18 protein-coding genes are annotated in these 18613 nt (G+C 39.5%); all 18 read left to right on the top strand.

Annotated features, from left to right (window positions below; translation table 11 throughout):
* Positions 1-109 precede the first annotated feature (109 nt).
* The 18 genes from JKP71_RS03405 to JKP71_RS03490 all read left to right on the top strand — a co-directional run bounded on the left by JKP71_RS03405 (position 110) and on the right by JKP71_RS03490 (position 18594).
* The gene (locus tag JKP71_RS03405) at positions 110-970 is read left to right on the top strand and encodes a MetQ/NlpA family ABC transporter substrate-binding protein (RefSeq protein WP_200407040.1); all 861 of its coding nucleotides are present in this window, start codon (positions 110-112) and stop codon (positions 968-970) included.
* A gap of 39 nt (positions 971-1009) precedes the next feature.
* The gene (locus tag JKP71_RS03410) at positions 1010-1873 is read left to right on the top strand and encodes a MetQ/NlpA family ABC transporter substrate-binding protein (RefSeq protein ID WP_200407041.1); all 864 of its coding nucleotides are present in this window, start codon (positions 1010-1012) and stop codon (positions 1871-1873) included.
* A gap of 107 nt (positions 1874-1980) precedes the next feature.
* Positions 1981-3087, top strand: coding sequence for a methionine ABC transporter ATP-binding protein (locus JKP71_RS03415; RefSeq protein WP_200407042.1), 1107 nt, complete (start codon positions 1981-1983; stop codon positions 3085-3087).
* Entirely contained in the window at positions 3087-3782 is a 696-nt protein-coding gene (locus JKP71_RS03420; protein WP_075524849.1) for a methionine ABC transporter permease, read from the top strand. Before JKP71_RS03415 ends, JKP71_RS03420 begins: the two co-directional genes overlap by 1 nt.
* A gap of 46 nt (positions 3783-3828) precedes the next feature.
* A complete protein-coding gene (locus tag JKP71_RS03425) occupies positions 3829-4377 on the top strand; it encodes an ECF-type riboflavin transporter substrate-binding protein (RefSeq protein ID WP_015425793.1) in 549 nt (182 codons plus the stop codon).
* Positions 4378-4470: 93 nt separating this feature from the next.
* The gene (locus JKP71_RS03430) at positions 4471-6168 is read left to right on the top strand and encodes an ABC transporter ATP-binding protein (protein WP_200407043.1); all 1698 of its coding nucleotides are present in this window, start codon (positions 4471-4473) and stop codon (positions 6166-6168) included.
* Positions 6161-6982 carry an energy-coupling factor transporter transmembrane component T family protein gene (locus JKP71_RS03435; protein ID WP_200407044.1) on the top strand — a complete coding sequence of 274 codons (822 nt, stop codon included), beginning with the start codon at positions 6161-6163 and terminating at the stop codon, positions 6980-6982. Before JKP71_RS03430 ends, JKP71_RS03435 begins: the two co-directional genes overlap by 8 nt.
* Positions 6983-7149: 167 nt before the next feature.
* Positions 7150-7443: a helix-turn-helix transcriptional regulator gene (locus JKP71_RS03440; protein ID WP_075524846.1), complete on the top strand. Its 294-nt coding sequence runs from the start codon at positions 7150-7152 to the stop codon at positions 7441-7443.
* Positions 7367-8146 (top strand): ABC transporter ATP-binding protein, encoded by a 780-nt coding sequence (locus tag JKP71_RS03445; RefSeq protein WP_075524845.1) that lies wholly within the window; start codon positions 7367-7369, stop codon positions 8144-8146. The genes JKP71_RS03440 and JKP71_RS03445 overlap by 77 nt, the downstream gene beginning before the upstream one ends.
* On the top strand, positions 8139-9089 hold the full coding sequence (locus tag JKP71_RS03450) for an iron ABC transporter permease (RefSeq protein ID WP_075524844.1): 951 nt from the start codon (positions 8139-8141) through the stop codon (positions 9087-9089). Before JKP71_RS03445 ends, JKP71_RS03450 begins: the two co-directional genes overlap by 8 nt.
* On the top strand, positions 9086-10024 hold the full coding sequence (locus JKP71_RS03455) for a FecCD family ABC transporter permease (protein WP_200407045.1): 939 nt from the start codon (positions 9086-9088) through the stop codon (positions 10022-10024). Before JKP71_RS03450 ends, JKP71_RS03455 begins: the two co-directional genes overlap by 4 nt.
* Before the next feature lie 82 nt (positions 10025-10106).
* Entirely contained in the window at positions 10107-11048 is a 942-nt protein-coding gene (locus JKP71_RS03460; RefSeq protein WP_075524842.1) for an iron-hydroxamate ABC transporter substrate-binding protein, read from the top strand.
* Between the two features lie 59 nt (positions 11049-11107).
* Positions 11108-12013 carry a LysR family transcriptional regulator gene (locus JKP71_RS03465; protein WP_075524841.1) on the top strand — a complete coding sequence of 302 codons (906 nt, stop codon included), beginning with the start codon at positions 11108-11110 and terminating at the stop codon, positions 12011-12013.
* A 176-nt stretch (positions 12014-12189) separates the two neighbouring features.
* On the top strand, positions 12190-12891 hold the full coding sequence (locus JKP71_RS03470) for a phosphoglycerate mutase (protein ID WP_075524840.1): 702 nt from the start codon (positions 12190-12192) through the stop codon (positions 12889-12891).
* Positions 12892-13096: 205 nt separating this feature from the next.
* Positions 13097-15253, top strand: a complete 2157-nt coding sequence (locus JKP71_RS03475; protein WP_200407046.1) for a penicillin-binding transpeptidase domain-containing protein — start codon at positions 13097-13099, stop codon at positions 15251-15253.
* A gap of 122 nt (positions 15254-15375) precedes the next feature.
* The gene (gene recR / locus JKP71_RS03480) at positions 15376-15972 is read left to right on the top strand and encodes a recombination mediator RecR (protein ID WP_075524838.1); all 597 of its coding nucleotides are present in this window, start codon (positions 15376-15378) and stop codon (positions 15970-15972) included.
* A 136-nt stretch (positions 15973-16108) separates the two neighbouring features.
* Positions 16109-17158 (top strand): D-alanine--D-alanine ligase, encoded by a 1050-nt coding sequence (locus tag JKP71_RS03485; RefSeq protein ID WP_200407047.1) that lies wholly within the window; start codon positions 16109-16111, stop codon positions 17156-17158.
* A 110-nt stretch (positions 17159-17268) separates the two neighbouring features.
* Positions 17269-18594 (top strand): UDP-N-acetylmuramoyl-tripeptide--D-alanyl-D-alanine ligase, encoded by a 1326-nt coding sequence (locus tag JKP71_RS03490; protein ID WP_200407048.1) that lies wholly within the window; start codon positions 17269-17271, stop codon positions 18592-18594.
* Positions 18595-18613 lie beyond the last annotated feature (19 nt).

Genomic DNA, 18613 nt, shown 5'->3' on the forward strand with positions numbered 1-18613 from the left:
AAGAGTCCCTTTGAAAAAGGGGCTCTTGCTCCTAATGAAAGGCTGACGGACGCTAAGAAAGTTACTGACAGAGCTGTCAGTTCAAAAAAATCCATATCAGGAGAAAAATATGAATCCAAAAAAACGTAATCTTATTATCGGTCTGGTTGCCTTAGTGATTATTGTGGCCGTGGCTGGTGTGACACTTTGGCATCCCGCAAAAAAATCTGCTGCTTCCGGTCAAACGGTTAAAGTAGGCATTATGAGTGGGGATAAACAAGATCAAGCGGTCTGGAAATCCGTTGCTAAAACAGCACAGGATACTTACGGCTTGACCCTTAAATTTGTATATTTTACAGACTACAATCAACCCAATGAAGCGCTGCTCTCTGGCGATATAGATGTTAATGCTTTCCAATCTTACAACTATGTGAAAACATGGAATAAAGCACATAAAAGTGACATTGTTGCTGTTGGAAATACCTACATTACTCCGATGCACATTTACTCTAAGCAGGTCAAAAAACTTGCTGAGGTTGAAAATGGAGCGACAGTAGCCATTCCTAATGATCCTTCTAATGAAAGTCGAGCGCTCTTTGTATTACAAAGTGCGGGGTTGATTAAGTTGAACACCACAGACTCTAGCAAATTAGTCAGTTTGCCCGACATTACAGAAAATGAGCACAACTTGAAACTTAAAGAAGTAGATGCGAGCCAGACACCACGTGCTTTAGATTCTGTAGCTCTGTCCGTAGTAAATTATAACTATGCTTCAGCGGCGAGTCTTCCGAAGTCTGAGTCAGTTTACATGGAGCCTCTTAATAAAACCTCAGCCCAATACATCAATTTTATTGCGGCGACTAGCAAAGAAAAAAATAATAAAGTTTACAAAGAAGTTGCCAAAGCTTATGCTTCAAAGGCGACAGAAAAAGCAATCAAAGAACAATATCCAGATGGCGGAGAATTGCCTGCCTGGAATTTGAAACTCTAAAGAGCTGACGGAGCGGTCAGTAATTGATGAAGGGGAAAAATGAACAGTCCAAGAAATCGTAAACTAGTTCTTAGCTTTGCCATTGTAGTTGTACTCATCCTGCTGGTCAGCTTTTTCGCTTTGAGGCAAAGAACAAGGACAAACCAAGCTACGGATAAAGTTGTAAAAATTGGCTTGATGCCAGGCGGCAAGCAAGAAGATATTATTTGGAAACAAGTGCAAAAAAATGCCAAAGAACAGGAAGGCATTACACTAAAGTTTGTTAATTTTACGGATGGTGACCAACCCAATAAAGCGTTGGCGAGTCATGAAGTAGATCTGAACGCTTTTCAACATTATGCTTATTTAAAATCCTGGAATCAGGCTAACAATGGAAATATCGTATCAATTGGTGATACAATTGTAACGCCGATTCATTTGTATTCGACAAAGTATAAAAATGTAGCTGAGCTTCCTGATCAAAGTACAATCGCTATTCCAAACGATGTGACAAATGAAAGTCGTGCGCTCTATGTCTTGAAAAATGCGGGGCTTATCGGCTTAGATACCTCAAAGGGAGCCTTAGCCACTGTCAAATCCATTCAATCTAATCCAAAACATCTTATCATCAAAGAGATTGATGCTGCGCAAACAGCGAGAGCATTAGATTCGGTAGCGGCTTCGGTCATCAACTATAATTTTGCTATTTCCGCAAAGATTTCTGAGAAATATTCTATTTTTACTGAACCTCTCAATGCGGACTCTGCTCAGTGGATTAACTTTATTGCAGCTAATAAGGCGGATAAAAATAATAAAGTTTACAAGGCAGTTGTTAAAGCTTATCAACAAGAAAATATCGCCAAGTTGATTAAAAAAGAATATCCCGATGGCGGTGAAGTCCCTGCTTGGAATTTGAACTTGTAGTTAGGAAAATTCTCGTTAAAACAACGAGATTTTCTGTCAGTACTGACACAGCATTACTGATGCTTTTGTCAGTAGGGCCAGAGAATAAAAAATAAAGGAATGAAGAAATGACAGCAATAATTGAACTTAACAAGCTTTCTGTGCAATTTCATCAGAAAGGCCGGTTGATTACAGCGGTTAAAGATGCCACTTTGCATGTGGAAAAAGGAGATATTTATGGTGTGATTGGTTATTCTGGTGCGGGTAAATCGACCTTGGTTCGTACCATCAACCTCTTGCAAAAGCCGACCACTGGACAAATTGTCGTGAATGGAGAAACTATTTTTGATAGTGAACATCCCGTTAAATTTACAGGGCAGCGCCTCCGCGAATTTCGGCAAAAAATTGGGATGATTTTCCAACATTTTAATCTATTGAGTGAAAAAACAGTCTTTGATAATGTTGGCTTCGCGCTCCAACATACGCAAATCGAAGATAAAAATGGGAAAAAACGTTATCTGACCAAAGTAGAAAAGAAGGAAAAAGTAGCTCATTTGCTAGAACTTGTTGATTTAGCAGAGCTCTCGGACAAATATCCTGCTCAACTTTCAGGTGGTCAAAAACAACGTGTGGCTATTGCGCGTGCGCTTGCTAATGATCCTGAAATTTTGATTTCAGATGAAGGGACCTCAGCGCTTGACCCCAAAACAACAAATCAAATTCTCGATTTACTCAAATCTTTGCATGAAAAATTAGGTATTACGATTATTCTAATCACCCATGAAATGCAGGTGGTCAAAGAGATTGCAAACAAAGTTGCAGTGATGCAAAATGGGGTAATCATTGAACAAAATTCACTAATTGATATTTTTGCTCAACCTCAAGAAGCCTTGACAAAACAATTTATAGAAACGACAAGTTCGGTCAATCGCTTCATCGCCGGGCTATCGAAAACAGAGTTGTTGGCGCAACTTGCTGAGGATGAAGAACTCATTCATTTGGACTATTCGGGTTCAGAACTAGCCGACCCTGTGATTTCTGACATCACCAAAAAATTTGATGTCACGACAAATATTTTTTATGGGAATGTTGAGTTATTACAAGGCCAACCTTTTGGTTCATTAGTTTTAACAATCAAAGGGACCGTGACACAGCGCAATGAAGCCAAAGCCTATTTGGCTGAACGTCAATTGAAATTTACAGTTTTAGGACCTATCGGAAAGGCGGTACAATAATGGCAGCATGGTTTGCACATACATTTCCTAATGTCGTTTATCTTGGATGGACGGGCGAAACGGGCTGGTGGACAGCGATTGTTCAAACGCTCTATATGACATTTATCTCGGCAATTATTGGTGGTTTGTTAGGATTGATTTTTGGGATTGGCGTAGTGGTCACTGCTGAAGATGGAATAACGCCTAATCGTCCCATATTTTGGATTTTGGATAAGATTGTGTCAATTGGACGCGCCTTTCCTTTCATTATCTTACTTGCGGCAATTGCCCCCCTCACAAAACTATTAATTGGCACACAAATTGGAGCTACGGCGGCTTTAGTCCCCTTGGCACTGGGTGTTGCCCCCTTTTATGCCCGTCAAGTTCAAGCCTCACTAGAGTCAGTAGATCATGGAAAAGTTGAAGCAGCTCAAACTGTTGGTGCTGATTTTCTTGATATTGTCTTTACGGTTTACCTTCGTGAAGAGTTGGCTAGTTTGATTCGTGTTTCAACTGTTACACTAATCTCTTTGATAGGATTGACCGCGATGGCTGGGGCAATCGGTGCTGGGGGTCTTGGTAATACAGCTATTGCCTACGGGTATAATCGTTTTGCCAATGATGTGACATGGGTAGCCACAATTTTAATCTTAGTGTTTGTATTGATCGTTCAGTTGATTGGTGATTTGCTGGCGAAGAAGGCTTCACACCGCTAAAGTGAAGATATATTTCACTCTTAAATGAAGAGTAAAAGGAGAAACAATGAAAAATAACTCTGTAAAAATTGTTGTTGCCACTGGGATTGGGGCTGCTTTGTTTGTGATTATTGGTTGGCTGATTAATATTCCTACACCTATTCCCAATACAAGTATTCAATTGCAATATGCGGTCCTTGCCCTATTTTCAGCCTTATTTGGCCCTTTAGCTGGTTTCTTGATCGGATTTATTGGTCATGCCCTTAAAGATTCATTTCTCTATGGTGCGCCTTGGTGGACTTGGGTTTTAGGCTCAGGTTTGATGGGCTTATTTCTAGCTTTTGGAGTCAAAAGAGAAACTTTGACTCAAGGAATTTTTGGAAATAAAGAAATCATTCGTTTTAATCTTGTTCAATTTTTAGCCAATGTTGTAGTTTGGGGAATTATTGCGCCAATTGGGGATGTTTTAGTTTATAGTGAACCGGCAAATAAGGTCTTCACACAAGGAATTGTTGCTGGTTTAGTAAATGCATTGACTATTGCCGTAGCAGGGACTTTACTACTCAAACTCTATGCTGCTACCAGAACCAAATCTGGCTCACTCGATAAAGAATAAAAAGCACCGCCTATGCTAAAATAAAAGCAGCAAATATTTGCTGCTTTTGCGCTTGTATGAGTGCGAGGTGCATGGGTAAAGAAAAGGATAAAAATGGAACCCTTAATTTCCTTCAAAGATTTTACATTTAAATATGATTTACAAAAAAATCCAACTTTAAAAAAGATTAATTTGGAGATATTTCCTGGGGAAAAAGTACTGATTGTCGGGCCTTCTGGTTCAGGTAAATCAACGATTGGATCTTGTCTTAATGGGATTTTGCCTCATTTACATAAAGGAGAAGCAAGTGGGGAACTCTCCATTGCTGGTTTGCCTTTTGGAACTTCAATTGCTGAATTATCTGAAAAGGTGTCGACGATTTTACAAGATACTGATGGCCAGTTTATTGGTTTGAGCGTTGCTGAGGATATTGCTTTTGCTTTGGAAAATGATGGTCTGATTCATGACGAACTGGTCAGTAAAGTGGCCTATTGGTCAGACAAAACAGAAACAAAGAAACTCTTGAATCATCGCCCCCAAGATTTGTCGGGCGGACAAAAGCAGCGGGTTTCTTTAGCTGGTGTTTTGATTGATGAATCGCCAATTTTGCTTTTTGATGAACCTTTAGCCAATTTGGATCCGCAAACTTGCTTAGAAACAATGGCTTTGATTAAGGATATTCATGAAAATAATGAAGTCACGACGCTTATCATCGAACACCGAATCGAAGAAGTTTTACCGCTTGGCATTGATAAAATTGTCGTGGTCAACGACGGCGAAATTGTTGCAATTGGAAGTCCTGCTGAATTATTAAAAACAGAAATTTTTAATGAAAATTCATTACGCGAGCCCCTCTATCTCTCAGCATTAAAAGCTGCAAATGCTACAAAATTACTGACCGATTTTTCTGACCTAAAAAGTTTGGAAGGCCTGTCAGCAAAAAATTTACTGACCGATTTTTTAGATACTTATAAATTGACTGACAAGGCTGTCAGCAAAAATAATATTCTGTCAGTAAAAAATTTATCAGTAAATTTTGCTCAACATGAAGTTCTAAAAGGTATTAATTTAGAAGTTCAAGAAGGAGAAAAAATTTCAATTGTCGGGAAAAATGGAGTTGGTAAGTCAACCTTTGCCAATGCACTCTGTCATTTTGTTGAAGCGAGTGGCGAAATTTTATACCGAGGGCAATCGATTATGGCTGATTCTATTTCTGAACGTGCGAAAAAAATTGGCTATATTATGCAAAATCCAAATCTGATGATTTCGCAAAATATTGTCAGTGATGAGGTGGCAGCTGGTTTACGACTTCGTGATGTTGATGAAAAAGTGATTCAAGATAAAGTTGAAGAAATCTTGAAAGTTTGTGGGCTTTATCCTTTTAGAAATTGGCCCATTTCTTCCTTGAGTTATGGTCAGAAAAAAAGAGTAACGATTGCTAGTATTTTAATACTAGAACCTGAAATTTTAGTCCTTGACGAGCCAACAGCTGCTCAGGATTTACAATCTTATCGGGAAATCATGGATTTTCTTGACGAACTTAACCGCCGTCTTCATTTAACAATGATTATGATTACACACGATATGTATTTAATTACAGAATATAGTGACCGTACCCTTGTTTTTGCTGACGGGGAAATTATCGCTGACAGCAGTCCTTATCAAATTTTAGAAAATGAAGCTTTTGTAAAAATGGGCAATTTAAGTCAACCCAGTCTTTATCAACTTGCCAGACAAACGGATACCAATCCTGTCTTACTGACAAAAGCGTTCATCAATTTTGAGAATCAGGAGCGATTAAAGCATGAATAATCAACTTAGTGTTCTAGGCTATCAAGCTGGAAATTCTTTTATTTACCAACTGAATGCAACAGCAAAACTCCTTTTCTTTCTATTAATTTCTATCAGCAGTATGGTGACTTATGATACGAGATATTTGGCTTTCGTTGCTTTATTTTCGGTAGTTTTATTTTATTTTTCTAAAATTCCTTTTTCATCAGTAAAAAGGGTTGCCCAATTTGCAGCAATTTTTGCGCTTTTAAATCTACTTTTTGTATTTATTTTTGACCCTGGATATGGCGCGCGACTTTATGATTCAAAAACAATCCTTTGGGGACCTCTTACTTTAGAAGAACTTTTTTACCTTTTTAATCTCGTCTTGAAGTATTTTTCAACCATTCCGCTCGCTTTACTCTTTATCTTAACTACTAATCCGAGCCAATTTGCCAGTAGTTTAAATAAAATTGGTCTGCCTTATCGTTCCTCCTATTCGGTTTCCTTAGCGCTGCGCTATATTCCTGATATGCAAGAAAAATTTTTAGCCATCCGTAATGCTGGACAGGCCAGAGGAATGGATTTATCAAAAAAAGTAGGACTTTTTTCGCGAATAAAATTAAATGTTCAATTGTTACTCCCTTTAATTTTTTCCAGCTTAGAACAAATTGATACTATTTCTACAGCTATGGAGTTGAGACGGTTTGGTAAAAAGAAGAAAAGAAGTTGGTATTCTTATCAACCTTTGAATGTTAGAGATTACTTGGTTATCTTGCTTGCGCTTTTAGGAGTGGCGATGGTTATTCTTCTCTTCTTTGTCAATCAGGGACGCTTTTATAATCCATTTCATTAAGAAAAGCAGGTTTTCTGCTTTTTTTGATTACCTTGCAAAAATGAGTGGAAAATGGCATAATAGTCTTGTAAAAAACTTTTGACAAGCCAATTATTTGCAAAAGTAAATGAAATTTGAAACTGCTTTATAACGACTGAAAACAAAAAACTTAGATGAGAAGGGATAACATGGAAAATAAAATCCGCGAATTACGCCGTCAACTTCATCTTTCACAAGAGGATGTCGCTCATATCGCTCACGTCTCGCGGCAGACGATTAATGCGATTGAAAATGATAAATACGACCCCGAATTAACCCTAGCTTTTAAGCTAGCGCATACTTTGGGGACTACGGTGGATCAGCTCTTTAGCTATAAACCAACCGTTGTGAAGAGGAAAGAAAACGATGTATTTTGGTGCGAAAAATATCAATGTGTGCTATGGAAAAGAGCAGGTATTGAAAAACGTAACGCTGTCGATTGAAAAAGGTAAAACGACAGCTATACTGGGCATCAATGGCTCAGGGAAGTCTACACTATTAAAGGTGTTGGGGCGACTGATTAAAGGAGAAGGTGAGGTGGTTTTTAACGATCAACCTCTGACAAAACTCTCGCATCGCGAGATTGCGCGTGTTTTAGCCCTCCTACCACAGTCCGTAACAGCCCCAGCAGATATTACCGTCCAAGAGCTTGTAAGCTTAGGACGCTTTCCCCATCAAAAGTTAATGCAACAGCACTTATCAAAAGAAGATGAAGCTTTTGTTGAACTTTTGATGCGTGAAACGAATATCTGGGAAGTACGAGATCAAAAAGTAGCAACTCTATCAGGTGGTCAGCGTCAGCGCGTGTTTATCACGATGATTTTAGCACAAGATAGTGAGATTATTTTGTTGGATGAGCCAACGACTTATCTGGATCTAGTTCACCAACTTGATATTTTATGTCTACTCAAAGAGCTGGCAACCAAGCATCATAAGACTGTGGTGTATGTGATACATGATCTGAATCATGCTGCGCGGTTTGCGGACAACTTAATTCTTCTTAAAGCGGGGCGCGTTGTCGCTCAAGGGACCGTTGAGGCACTCTTTACAGAACAGACCCTCAAGGAATGCTTTGGCTTGGATGTGACTTTAGGATGTGATACGTTTACAAAAAGTTTGATGATTACTGGGGTGAGAGATGCCTAGAAAACGATTTATGCTCATCTTTTTAGCCCTAGTTTTTTCTTTACTTTTTTTATCAGTCCTCTATTTGATGCTAGGAAATAAAAACGTTCCACTGACCGAGCTGTCAGCCAATGAAATGGTTTTACAGCTACGTGTCCCTAGGTTACTTAGCCTGTATTTGACAGGGTTTTTGCTGGCTATCAGTGGTTTTCTCGTTCAGATTATGACACGTAATCCTATTGCTGAGATGGCGACACTAGGGATTTCGGGTGGCTCAAGTCTTGCGCTATCGGTCTTGTTAACCTTTGGCTTATCAACAAATGATAGTGTTTCCACTCTTGTCTCCGCTCTAGGTGCTTTTTTAGCGCTATGCATCGTTATGCTCTTAACTGCACGGACGCACTTTCAGCCACTCAAAGTTGTCTTAGTCGGAACCTCAGTAGGTCTTTTTGCTACTAGTTTAGCTAGTTCACTAACGTTTGCCACACATCATACCCAGTCTTATTTTTTGTGGATTGTGGGCTCGTTTTCAGGAGTGACACAAATGAAGGTAGAACTGATGGCGGTTGTCAGTGTGATTTTTTTGCTGTTACTTTTTCTATTTTCAAATCAAATCAAATTGCTCACATTTGGAGATGAAATGGCGACTTCACTTGGTGTTTCCGTCAATCGTGTCCGTTTGATTATTATGCTTTTGGTCGCTCTTGCATCAGGCGTGACTGTGGCAGCGGTAGGTGTCATCAGTTTTGTCGGGCTAATCGCTCCGCATATTGCTAAGCGCTTTGTACGAAATAACTTTTGGCAAACCATTGTTTTATCTGTTTTGGCAGGATGTTTACTCCTTGTAATGGCGGACCTTGCAGCACGAAATTTGTTTAAACCTTACGAATTTCCTGCAGGAAGCCTGACGATGCTCCTGGGTGCCCCTTTCTTTTTGTGGATCATCACGAAGGAGGCCAAATGAAAAAACGATTTTTAGCCCTGTTTGGTGTGTTGGTGCTACTTATAGTCATCAATCTCACCCAGTTTTCAACAAATGGTCAAATTTTAGCGCTTTTAATTCCAAATTTTCGCTTACCACGTTTACTGACAGTGCTATCAGCTGGGATTGCCTTATCTATCGCGGGTTTTATCATTCAATCCATCACGGAAAATCCGTTAGCGGATAGCGGAACAATTGGGATTACTTCCGGTGCTTCAGCAGGTAGTGTGGCATTTTTGCTCATTGCGGATCATTTTAAACTCACTGGGACATGGAATTTTTCTTATCCGATATTTGCCCTCCTTGGCGCCCTCCTTGCTTTTGCCTTAATCTACTTTTTTGCGCTTCGTAAAAATGTCAGCTCTGTGCGAGTTTTATTGACGGGGATTGCCATTACGGCTTTTTTCCAAGCATTGATAACCCTAGGACAATTATCAGTCAATGCCTTTGATTTTCAAAAGGTGGCGGTATGGTTATCGGGTGATATATGGCAAACAGGCAGTACTTATTTGCTGATTTGCTTCATTTTATTGCTGATAGGCCTGTCAGTACTCCCCTTTTATTTCAAAAAAATGGAAATTCTTGCGCTTGGCGAAGAAATGGCAGTTGTTTTGGGAATAGAAGTAAAGAAGACAAAGATTCAGCTTTATTTTCTGGCCCTCCTTTTTGCTTCTGTAGGGGTACTTTTAGTGGGTGGTCTTGCTTTTGTAGGTCTAATTGCACCTCATATTGCACGCGAGATTGTAGGTTTTCGGCCGCGACGTAGATTGGTGGCTACCGCTTTATCAGGTATGATTATTCTTTGTTTTGCCGATGTGGTCTCACAGATGATCATTGCGCCTTCAAGCCTTCCTTTAGGATTTGTTGTTGCCTTTATAGGTGCCCCGTACTATATTTATCTCATCCAAAAAGTTTAAGAAATCAATTTGTTAAGACAAATTGTTTATAAAAATAAAAAGCTTGCTTTCATCAAGCTCATTATATATAGAGGAGAAACTCTTGAAGAAAATACTTACAACACTTATCGCTGCTGGAGCTCTAGTTACCTTAGCTGCTTGTTCCACAAATTCTTCATCAGAAAAATCAGCTTCATCAGAGAAAACCGTCACCTTCCATGCGTTAAATGGAGATGTTAAGGTTCCTGCTCATCCTAAGCGAATTGCAGTGCAAAATTATCCTGATGAAGTAGCTTCTTTGGGAGCAAATGTTGTCGGAACCGACTCATGGGCTTACCCGAATACCTTTCTCTCTTCGAGCCAGAAGAAAAATATGGTGGATCTCGGTGCTCCAAAGTTTAATTTGGAGAAATTAATTGCGCAAGATCCTGACCTTATCATTACCGTAGATAAAGATCAAGTCGCTGATTATGAAAAGATTGCTCCTACTGTCCTTGTCAATTATCAAAAACTTTCTGGTATGAATGCCTCCCTTGATTATTTTGCTAAATTGTTAAATCGTGAAGACGAAAAAGCTAGCTTTTTAGCTGATTTCAAGAAAGAAGCCAAGACGCAGAAAGAAAAATTGGCCAAGCAGGCTATTGTGCCTTCGAAAAACACCATTTCGCTTCTGGAGCTACAAGGCGATAAAATTTATGCCTTTGGCGATAATTTTGCTCGGGGTGGACAGGCGCTGACAACAGGTCTCGGTTTCAAACAATCTACTAAAATGGCAGAACTCTCAAAAGGGGTTGGCTATGCTGAAGTCAATGCAGAAAGTTTAGCAGCCTTTGATGCGGACTACCTTTTTGTGGATTTTGCAGATAAAGATAAAGCTCAATATACGGCGCTTGAAAATAATCCTGCTTGGAAAAACCTAAAAGCCGTAAAAGAGGGACATGTCGTTACAATGGACTATGATAAAGTCTACTTCTTTGGAGGACCAACAGCGGCTAAAAAGGAAATGGCACTCTATACAGACGCTATCATCAAAGCTACAAAATAAGTTGAAAAAGTGTATAATCATCCTATACACTTTTTTGTAAAAAACTAAGGATTTATGATATGAATATTAAACAACTTCGTTACGTCGTGGCGATTGCTAACAGTGGGACTTTTCGTGAAGCTTCTGAACAACTTTTTGTCAGTCAGCCTTCTATGTCAATTGCTGTAAAGGATTTGGAACAAGAATTAGGCTTTCAAATTTTCGAACGGACTAATACTGGTGCAACCTTGACCATCGAGGGAGAACGGTTTTATGAACAAGCACAAACCGTTTTGCGAAACTTTGAATCATTTGAATCAAAGTATTCCAAACCTAAAGAATCTGACAAAACGTTCTCTGTAGCTAGTCAGCACTATGATTTTTTGGCACCTGTAGCGGTAGAATTCGCAAAGAAAAATCCTGAAATTAAAAACTTTCGTATTTTTGAATCTACCACATACAATATTTTACAAGAAGTTGCCCAAGGCCATAGTGAGTTGGGCGTGGTTTACCTTAATAAACAAAATCGCTCGGGGATTTTACGGATGTTAAATAAGCTTGAGCTTGACTATGAGGAGATTTTTCTCTCCCAAACGCATATTTATATCCGCAAGGATCACCCTTTGGCCAATCGGACAGCTATTTCAGCCCAAGATTTAAAACCACTAGACCGTGTGCGTTTTACTCAAGAAAATGAACAATTCTTGTATTATTCGGAAGACTTGGTCGAGACCTTTGAAAATACTTTAATTTACAATGTGACGGACCGCGCGAGTCTAAATGGGATTTTGGAACGGACAGATGCCTATGCGACAGGTTTGGGATTTATTGATAAAGCCAGTGTACACAATGTTACCGTGGTGCCAATGGCAGGAGATAACGGCAATAGCCTAATTCTTGTGAAACATCGGGGTCATCTTTTATCAAACGCTGCTGTTTCTTATAAGCGCAGTCTTGAAGTCTATTTTGAAAATTATAAGTTTTAAATAGGAAAAAATTTACTGACAGCTTCGTCAGTAAATTTTTTAAACAAAAACCTAGTAATAAAAAGGCTTACATAAAATTAGAGCTAGAAAAAAAGCAAATTTTATAGTAAAATTAACTTTGTAAATGAACGAACTTGTTTTCGTTCAAGTAAATAAAACAAACGGAGATACATATAATGCCAAAATTAGTATTTGCACGTCATGGTGAATCTGAATGGAATCTTGCTAACCTTTTCACAGGTTGGGCTGACGTAGATCTTTCAGAAAACGGAACAAAACAAGCGATTGAAGCTGGTAAATTGATTAAAGAAGCAGGCATCGAATTTGATATTGCTTACACATCTGTTTTGAAACGTGCGATCAAAACAACAAACCTTGCGCTTGAATACTCAGACCAACTTTGGGTACCAGTTGTTAAATCATGGCGCTTGAACGAACGTCACTACGGTGGTTTGACAGGTTTGAATAAAGCGGATGCTGCAGCGAAACATGGCGATGAACAAGTTCATATCTGGCGTCGTTCATATGATGTATTGCCACCTGCAATGGATCATGACGACCAATATTCAGCACATGGCGATCGTCGTTATGCTGGACTTGAAGATTCATTGATTCCTGATGCTGAAAACCTTAAAGTTACCTTGGAACGCGCTCTTCCTTTCTGGGAAGACCAAATCGCTCCAGCATTGAAAGAAGGCAAAAACGTCTTCGTTGGTGCGCATGGTAATTCAATCCGTGCCCTTGTTAAACAAATCAAAAAATTGTCTGATGACGAAATTATGGATGTTGAAATCCCTAACTTCCCACCACTTGTGTTTGAATTTGATGATAATTTGAATGTTACTGACGAATACTACTTGGCACCAAAACAAGCTTAATAAATAAGTATTAAACCTGCTCAAAAAGCAGGTTTTTTTATTTTAATTCCCTTCTTGTTAGTCATTTTGCTTGCGAAAACATCAAGACTTGATTAAACTGGAAGTAATCAGAAATTATAAGGAAAAGTTTTCATAAATGTGGTAAAATGTTTAAGTATAAAATTTGTGGGTGAATTACTCGCAAAAAATCATCCATGGAGTTGAAATGGCAAATATAAAAAGAAACACTGAGAAGAAAACACCAAGTAAAAAGGCCACACCTAAAGAAAAAAAAGTCATGAGACATCCTGCAAAATCTATTCCAGCACGAGTAAATATCCTATTTTTCGTCATTTTTGTCTTGTTCATGGTTTTGATTGGGAAACTTTTTCATATGCAAGTCTTAAATGCAGATTACTATGCAGAGAAATCTGTGAGTTCAGGTGGAAATGTCCAGATTGTTCAAGGAGCACCTCGCGGAAATATTTATGATGCGAATGGTAAACCACTAGCAACGACGACGCCTGTTCAGGCTGTAGAATTTACCCGTAGCCAAAATGCCACTGCGAGTGAAATGCGTCAAGTTGCAGACAAGCTTGCTACAATTTTACCAAACACAATTGATGTCGGTACTTTGACAACAAGAGATAAAAAAGACTATTACTTAGCGGATGCTAAAAATCTTGAAAAAATTTCAGAGAGTCTGACTAAAAAAGAAAAGACTGATGATCAAGGTAATGATCTATCTGGGACAGATATTTATAATGTTGAGTTAAGTAAAGTCAAAGAAAGTGATTTAAACTTCACAGAAGAACAAACCTTTGCAGCTAAGTTGTTTAAGGAAATGAATAGTACAACGACCTTTAATACCACGATGATTGCAACAGGAAGTATTACTGCGGAACAACAGGCGACGATTGCTGAGCATGAGAGTGATCTCCCTGGCATTACCATTGGAACATCGTGGGATCGTAGCTATGCGGAAAACTCATTGACACCGATCATGGGGACGATAACTTCGCAAAAAGCAGGGGTGCCAGCCGAAGAATTGGATGCCTATCTCAAAAAAGGCTACCAACGTAATGACCGCGTAGGTACTGGCTTTATCGAAAAAGGCTACGAAAGTGAACTTCAAGGGACACACAGTATCAGTAAAGTACAGTTTGATAAGAACGGTGACGTTTCTGGAACTAAAACTATTCAAGAAGGAAAACGGGGCAACGACCTCAAGTTAACGGTTGATCTGGATTTCCAAAACGATGTTAATAATCTTGTAAAATCTCAATTGGATGAACTCATCGCGGGTGGGTATGGAGCCTATAATAGAGGTGCTTATGCTGTTGTATTAGATGTGAAAACGGGAGGAATCTTAGCACTGTCTGGCTACAGCCGAGATCCGGATACTGGTGCAATCAGCGAGTACACTAACGGGACCTTCCAGAGTGTCTTTACGCCAGGTTCTGTTGTTAAGATGGGGACATTGACTGCAGCTTGGGACGCGGGTGTGATTTCAGGAAACGACACACTTAACGCTCAATCCATCAAATTTAAAGGGACACCAGCGATTAATGACTGGTGGGGAGATGCTGGTGCTATGCCACTGACAGCTGTGCAAGCATTGCAGTACTCATCAAATACTTACATGATGCAGTTGGCAATGCGTATGATGGGTGCACCTTATACGCAAGCTGGTCAAGCTTTAGATGATAGTAATCGAGTTAAAGCTTACGAAGAATTGCGTAAGGCTTATGCTTCTTATGGTCTAGGAGCAGCGACAGGGCTTGATATTCCAGGAGAATCAACAGGTTACCTGCCTTCAGCCACTTCGGATGCAGCTGCTGGGGTAAATGTCTTGTTTGAATCTTTTGGTCAGTATGATAACTATACTCCTCTTCAATTAGCAGTTTATGTGGCTACAATAGCGAATAATGGAACTCGGATTTCTCCTCATATTGTGGAAGGTGTTTATGATAGTAATTCTGACGGTACAATGGGTAAATTGGTAAAAAATATTACACCTAAAATCATGGATAAAGTCAATATCACCCCAGATAATATGGATGTTCTTCACCAAGGGATGTATCAAGTTGTCCATGGTACAGATGGTTACACCACAGGTCGCTCCATGAATAACGGTGTTGATGTTGAAGTCTCTGGGAAGACGGGTACATCAGAACGTGAAGTGACCTTAGCTGATGGTTCAACAGCAATCCTAACAGCAAATAATGCTGTGGCTTATGCGCCATCAAGCAACCCCCAAATTGCAATAAGTGTGGTCATCCCTGACAATACTGAAGCCAACGCTTCTAGCGGAACTAAAGCAAATCAAAATATCGTAGCTGGTATCACGAAGTTATACCAAGATCGCTACCATTTTAAATAAATGTAAATAATAAGATCATCCGAACAATTTTGTATTGTTCGGATATCGTTTCCTTTGCGAGTAATCACGAGGGGAGGTTCCCTGTTTGTGAAGCTCATAACTTAATCCATAAAAGGAGAAGCATGTATTATCCAGAACCTATAGCGAAGTTGATCGAATCTTTTTCAAAATTACCAGGTATTGGGCAGAAAACAGCCACTCGGTTGGCTTTTTATACAATTGGCATGGAAGATCAAGAGGTCAATGAATTTGCTAAAAACCTTCTGTCAGCAAAACGTGATCTGCGCTTTTGTTCGATATGTGGAAATTTGACTGAAAAAGATCCCTGTGCAATCTGTACTGATCCGATGCGGGATAAAACGACCATTTTAGTTGTGGAAGAATCCAAAGATGTTTTGGCTATGGAAAAAATCCGTGAATACCGTGGCCTGTATCACGTTTTACATGGGACGATTAGTCCAATGAATGGAATCTCACCAGATGAAATTAATGTCAAAAGCTTGATAACACGACTAATGGATTCGGAGGTTTCTGAAATTATCATTGCCACAAATGCCACCTCAGATGGTGAGGCAACCGCGATGTATCTGGCACGGATGATTAAACCCGCAGGTATAAAAGTGACACGATTAGCGCGAGGTCTAGCGGTAGGCTCTGATATCGAATACGCTGATGAAATCACTCTATCCAAAGCTGTAGAAAATAGAATGGAAATTTAATATTTACTGTGGTAAAATGGAAAAATAAGTAAGGGTCTTTTAAAAGTGATGATTGGCCAATCAAATGGTTCATCAACCCTTGAGAAAGGCTTCAGATTTACTGACAGAGCTGTCAGTTATATAAAAAGGAAAAATTATGTCAAAAGAAACGTTGATTTTGTTGTATGGTGGTCGTTCAGCTGAACGCGAAGTGTCAGTCTTATCTGCCGAATCTGTAATGCGTGCGGTAAATTATGAGCGCTTTGTAGTTAAGACTTACTTTATTACCCAAGCAGGTGACTTCGTTAAAACGCAAGAATTTACTGAAACGCCAGCCGCCGATGAAAAATTAATGACCAATGACAGCCTTAAAGATGAAGCAGTCATTTCGCCTGCGGCAATCTATGAAAAAGGGGCCATCGTCTTTCCTGTTTTACATGGACCAATGGGTGAGGACGGCTCAATTCAAGGCTTCTTGGAAATTTTGCGTTTGGCATATGTTGGACCGAATATTTTATCTGCAGCTAGTACAATGGATAAACTCTTGGCTAAGCATGTGTTCGAAGCTGTTGGTGTGCCTCAGGTCCCTTATGTGGCAGCTTTTGCTGACGAAAATCAAGCAATGATTTGTGAAGAAGTAGTAAAAAAATTACAATTTCCTGTTTTTGTAAAACCAGCCAACATGGGGTCAAGTGTCGGCATTTCAAAAGTTGACGACCTCGTAAGTTTACAACCCGCTTTGATGGAAGCCTACAAATATGATAACCGCGTAGTGATTGAACAAGGTGTAGAAGCACGTGAAATCGAGTGTGCCGTATTGGGAAATGGTGGAGAAGTTTCTGCGACGCAACCAGGTGAAGTAGTCAAAGATGTTGCGTTTTATGACTATAATTCTAAGTATATCGATAATAAAATTCAAATGGACATCCCAGCAAAAATCTCTGCCGAACTGTCAGAAAAAATGCAAGCTTATGCTGTAAAGGCGTATAAAGCTGTCAATGGTACAGGCTTATCACGCTGTGATTTCTTTGTCACCAAAGAAGAAAATATTTATCTCAATGAAATTAATGCTATCCCTGGATTCACCCAGTGGTCAATGTATCCGTTACTTTGGGAAAATATGGGGCTGACTTATTCTGAGCTGATTGAAAAATTAGTGGATTTGGCCAAATCAGCCTTTGAGATTCGTGAGCAACACTTAGTTTAATAAAAAGGTTTAAAAGGCTGCTGACCGAGCGGTCAGTAATGATTGATGTAAGTTTGTCAACGAGTGTTGGCGGGCTTTTTTTGTCTCAAACGTGTTATAATGGAGACACTATGAAACTGACTACTCACGAAATTGCCCAAGTAATTAACGCGCAAAATGACTACACCCAACTGCCAGATGTGCCTCTTCACAAAATAGAGTTTGATAGCCGTCTTATTGAGGCGGGTGATCTCTTTTTGCCTCTACAAGGTGCCAGAGATGGCCATGATTTTATCTCCACTGCTTTTGAAAAGGGGGCGCAGCTGACTTTTTCAGAAAAAACGGTACCTGAACCTCATCTTTTGGTTGAGGATAATTTGAAAGCTTTTCAAAAATTAGCCAAATATTATCTGGAAAAAACAAAAGTTCCAGTCATTGCAGTGACCGGTTCAAATGGAAAAACAACAACAAAAGATATGATTGCCTCTGTTTTAGCCCAAGACTTCAAGACCTACAAAACTCAAGGAAATCACAATAATGAGATAGGTTTGCCCTACACTATTTTGCACATGCCTGAAGCAACTGAAAAGCTTGTTTTAGAGATGGGGATGGATCATCCAGGTGACATTGATTTTCTGTCTCAACTTGCCCAACCAGAACTTGCAGTGATTACCTTAATTGGTGAAGCTCACCTCGAATTTATGGGAAGTAGAGAAAACATTGCAAAAGGGAAGATGGGAATCACGGCTGGTTTGCACGGTGAACTAATTGCGCCAGCAGATCCAATCATTAACGCTTATATCCCGGAAAACCAAAAAATTACACGTTTTGGTGTTTCAGGGGAGGAGCTTTATCTTACGAAGTTAATTGAACATAAAGATCGTCTGACCTTTGAAACAAATTTCCTCAACACTGAAATCACTATTCCAGTGCCTGGAAAATACAATGCTACCAATGCGATGCTAGCTGCTTACGTTGGTCAGCATTATGGGATTAGTGAGGCAAAGATTAAAAGTGCACTGGAGAAGGTTAATCTCACAAGAAATCGTACCGAATGGAAGAAAGCGAAAAATGGCGCTGACTTACTTAGTGACGTCTATAACGCTAACCCTACAGCCATGCGACTTATTCTAGAAACCTTTCAAAGTATTCCTAAAAATGAAAAAGGGCGTAAAATTGCAGTTTTAGCAGATATGTTAGAGCTTGGACCAACTGCTCCAGAGCTTCATAAAGGCCTTCTGGACACTTTAGATTTTACAAAACTGGATCGGGTTTATTTATATGGTCCGCTGATGAAAAATCTTGCAGACAGTGCTACTGACCAACCTGTCAGCTACTTCTCGACGTTGCCAGACTTAGAAAAAGCCTTACTTGAGGAAATTGAACCTCAGGATCAAGTCCTTTTTAAAGGGTCTAATAGCATGAAGCTGTCAGCGATTGTTGATAAACTTGTTTAAAAGTATAAAAAACTACTGA

The organism is Lactococcus taiwanensis, assembly GCF_014905395.1.
GTDB lineage: Bacteria > Bacillota > Bacilli > Lactobacillales > Streptococcaceae > Lactococcus > Lactococcus taiwanensis.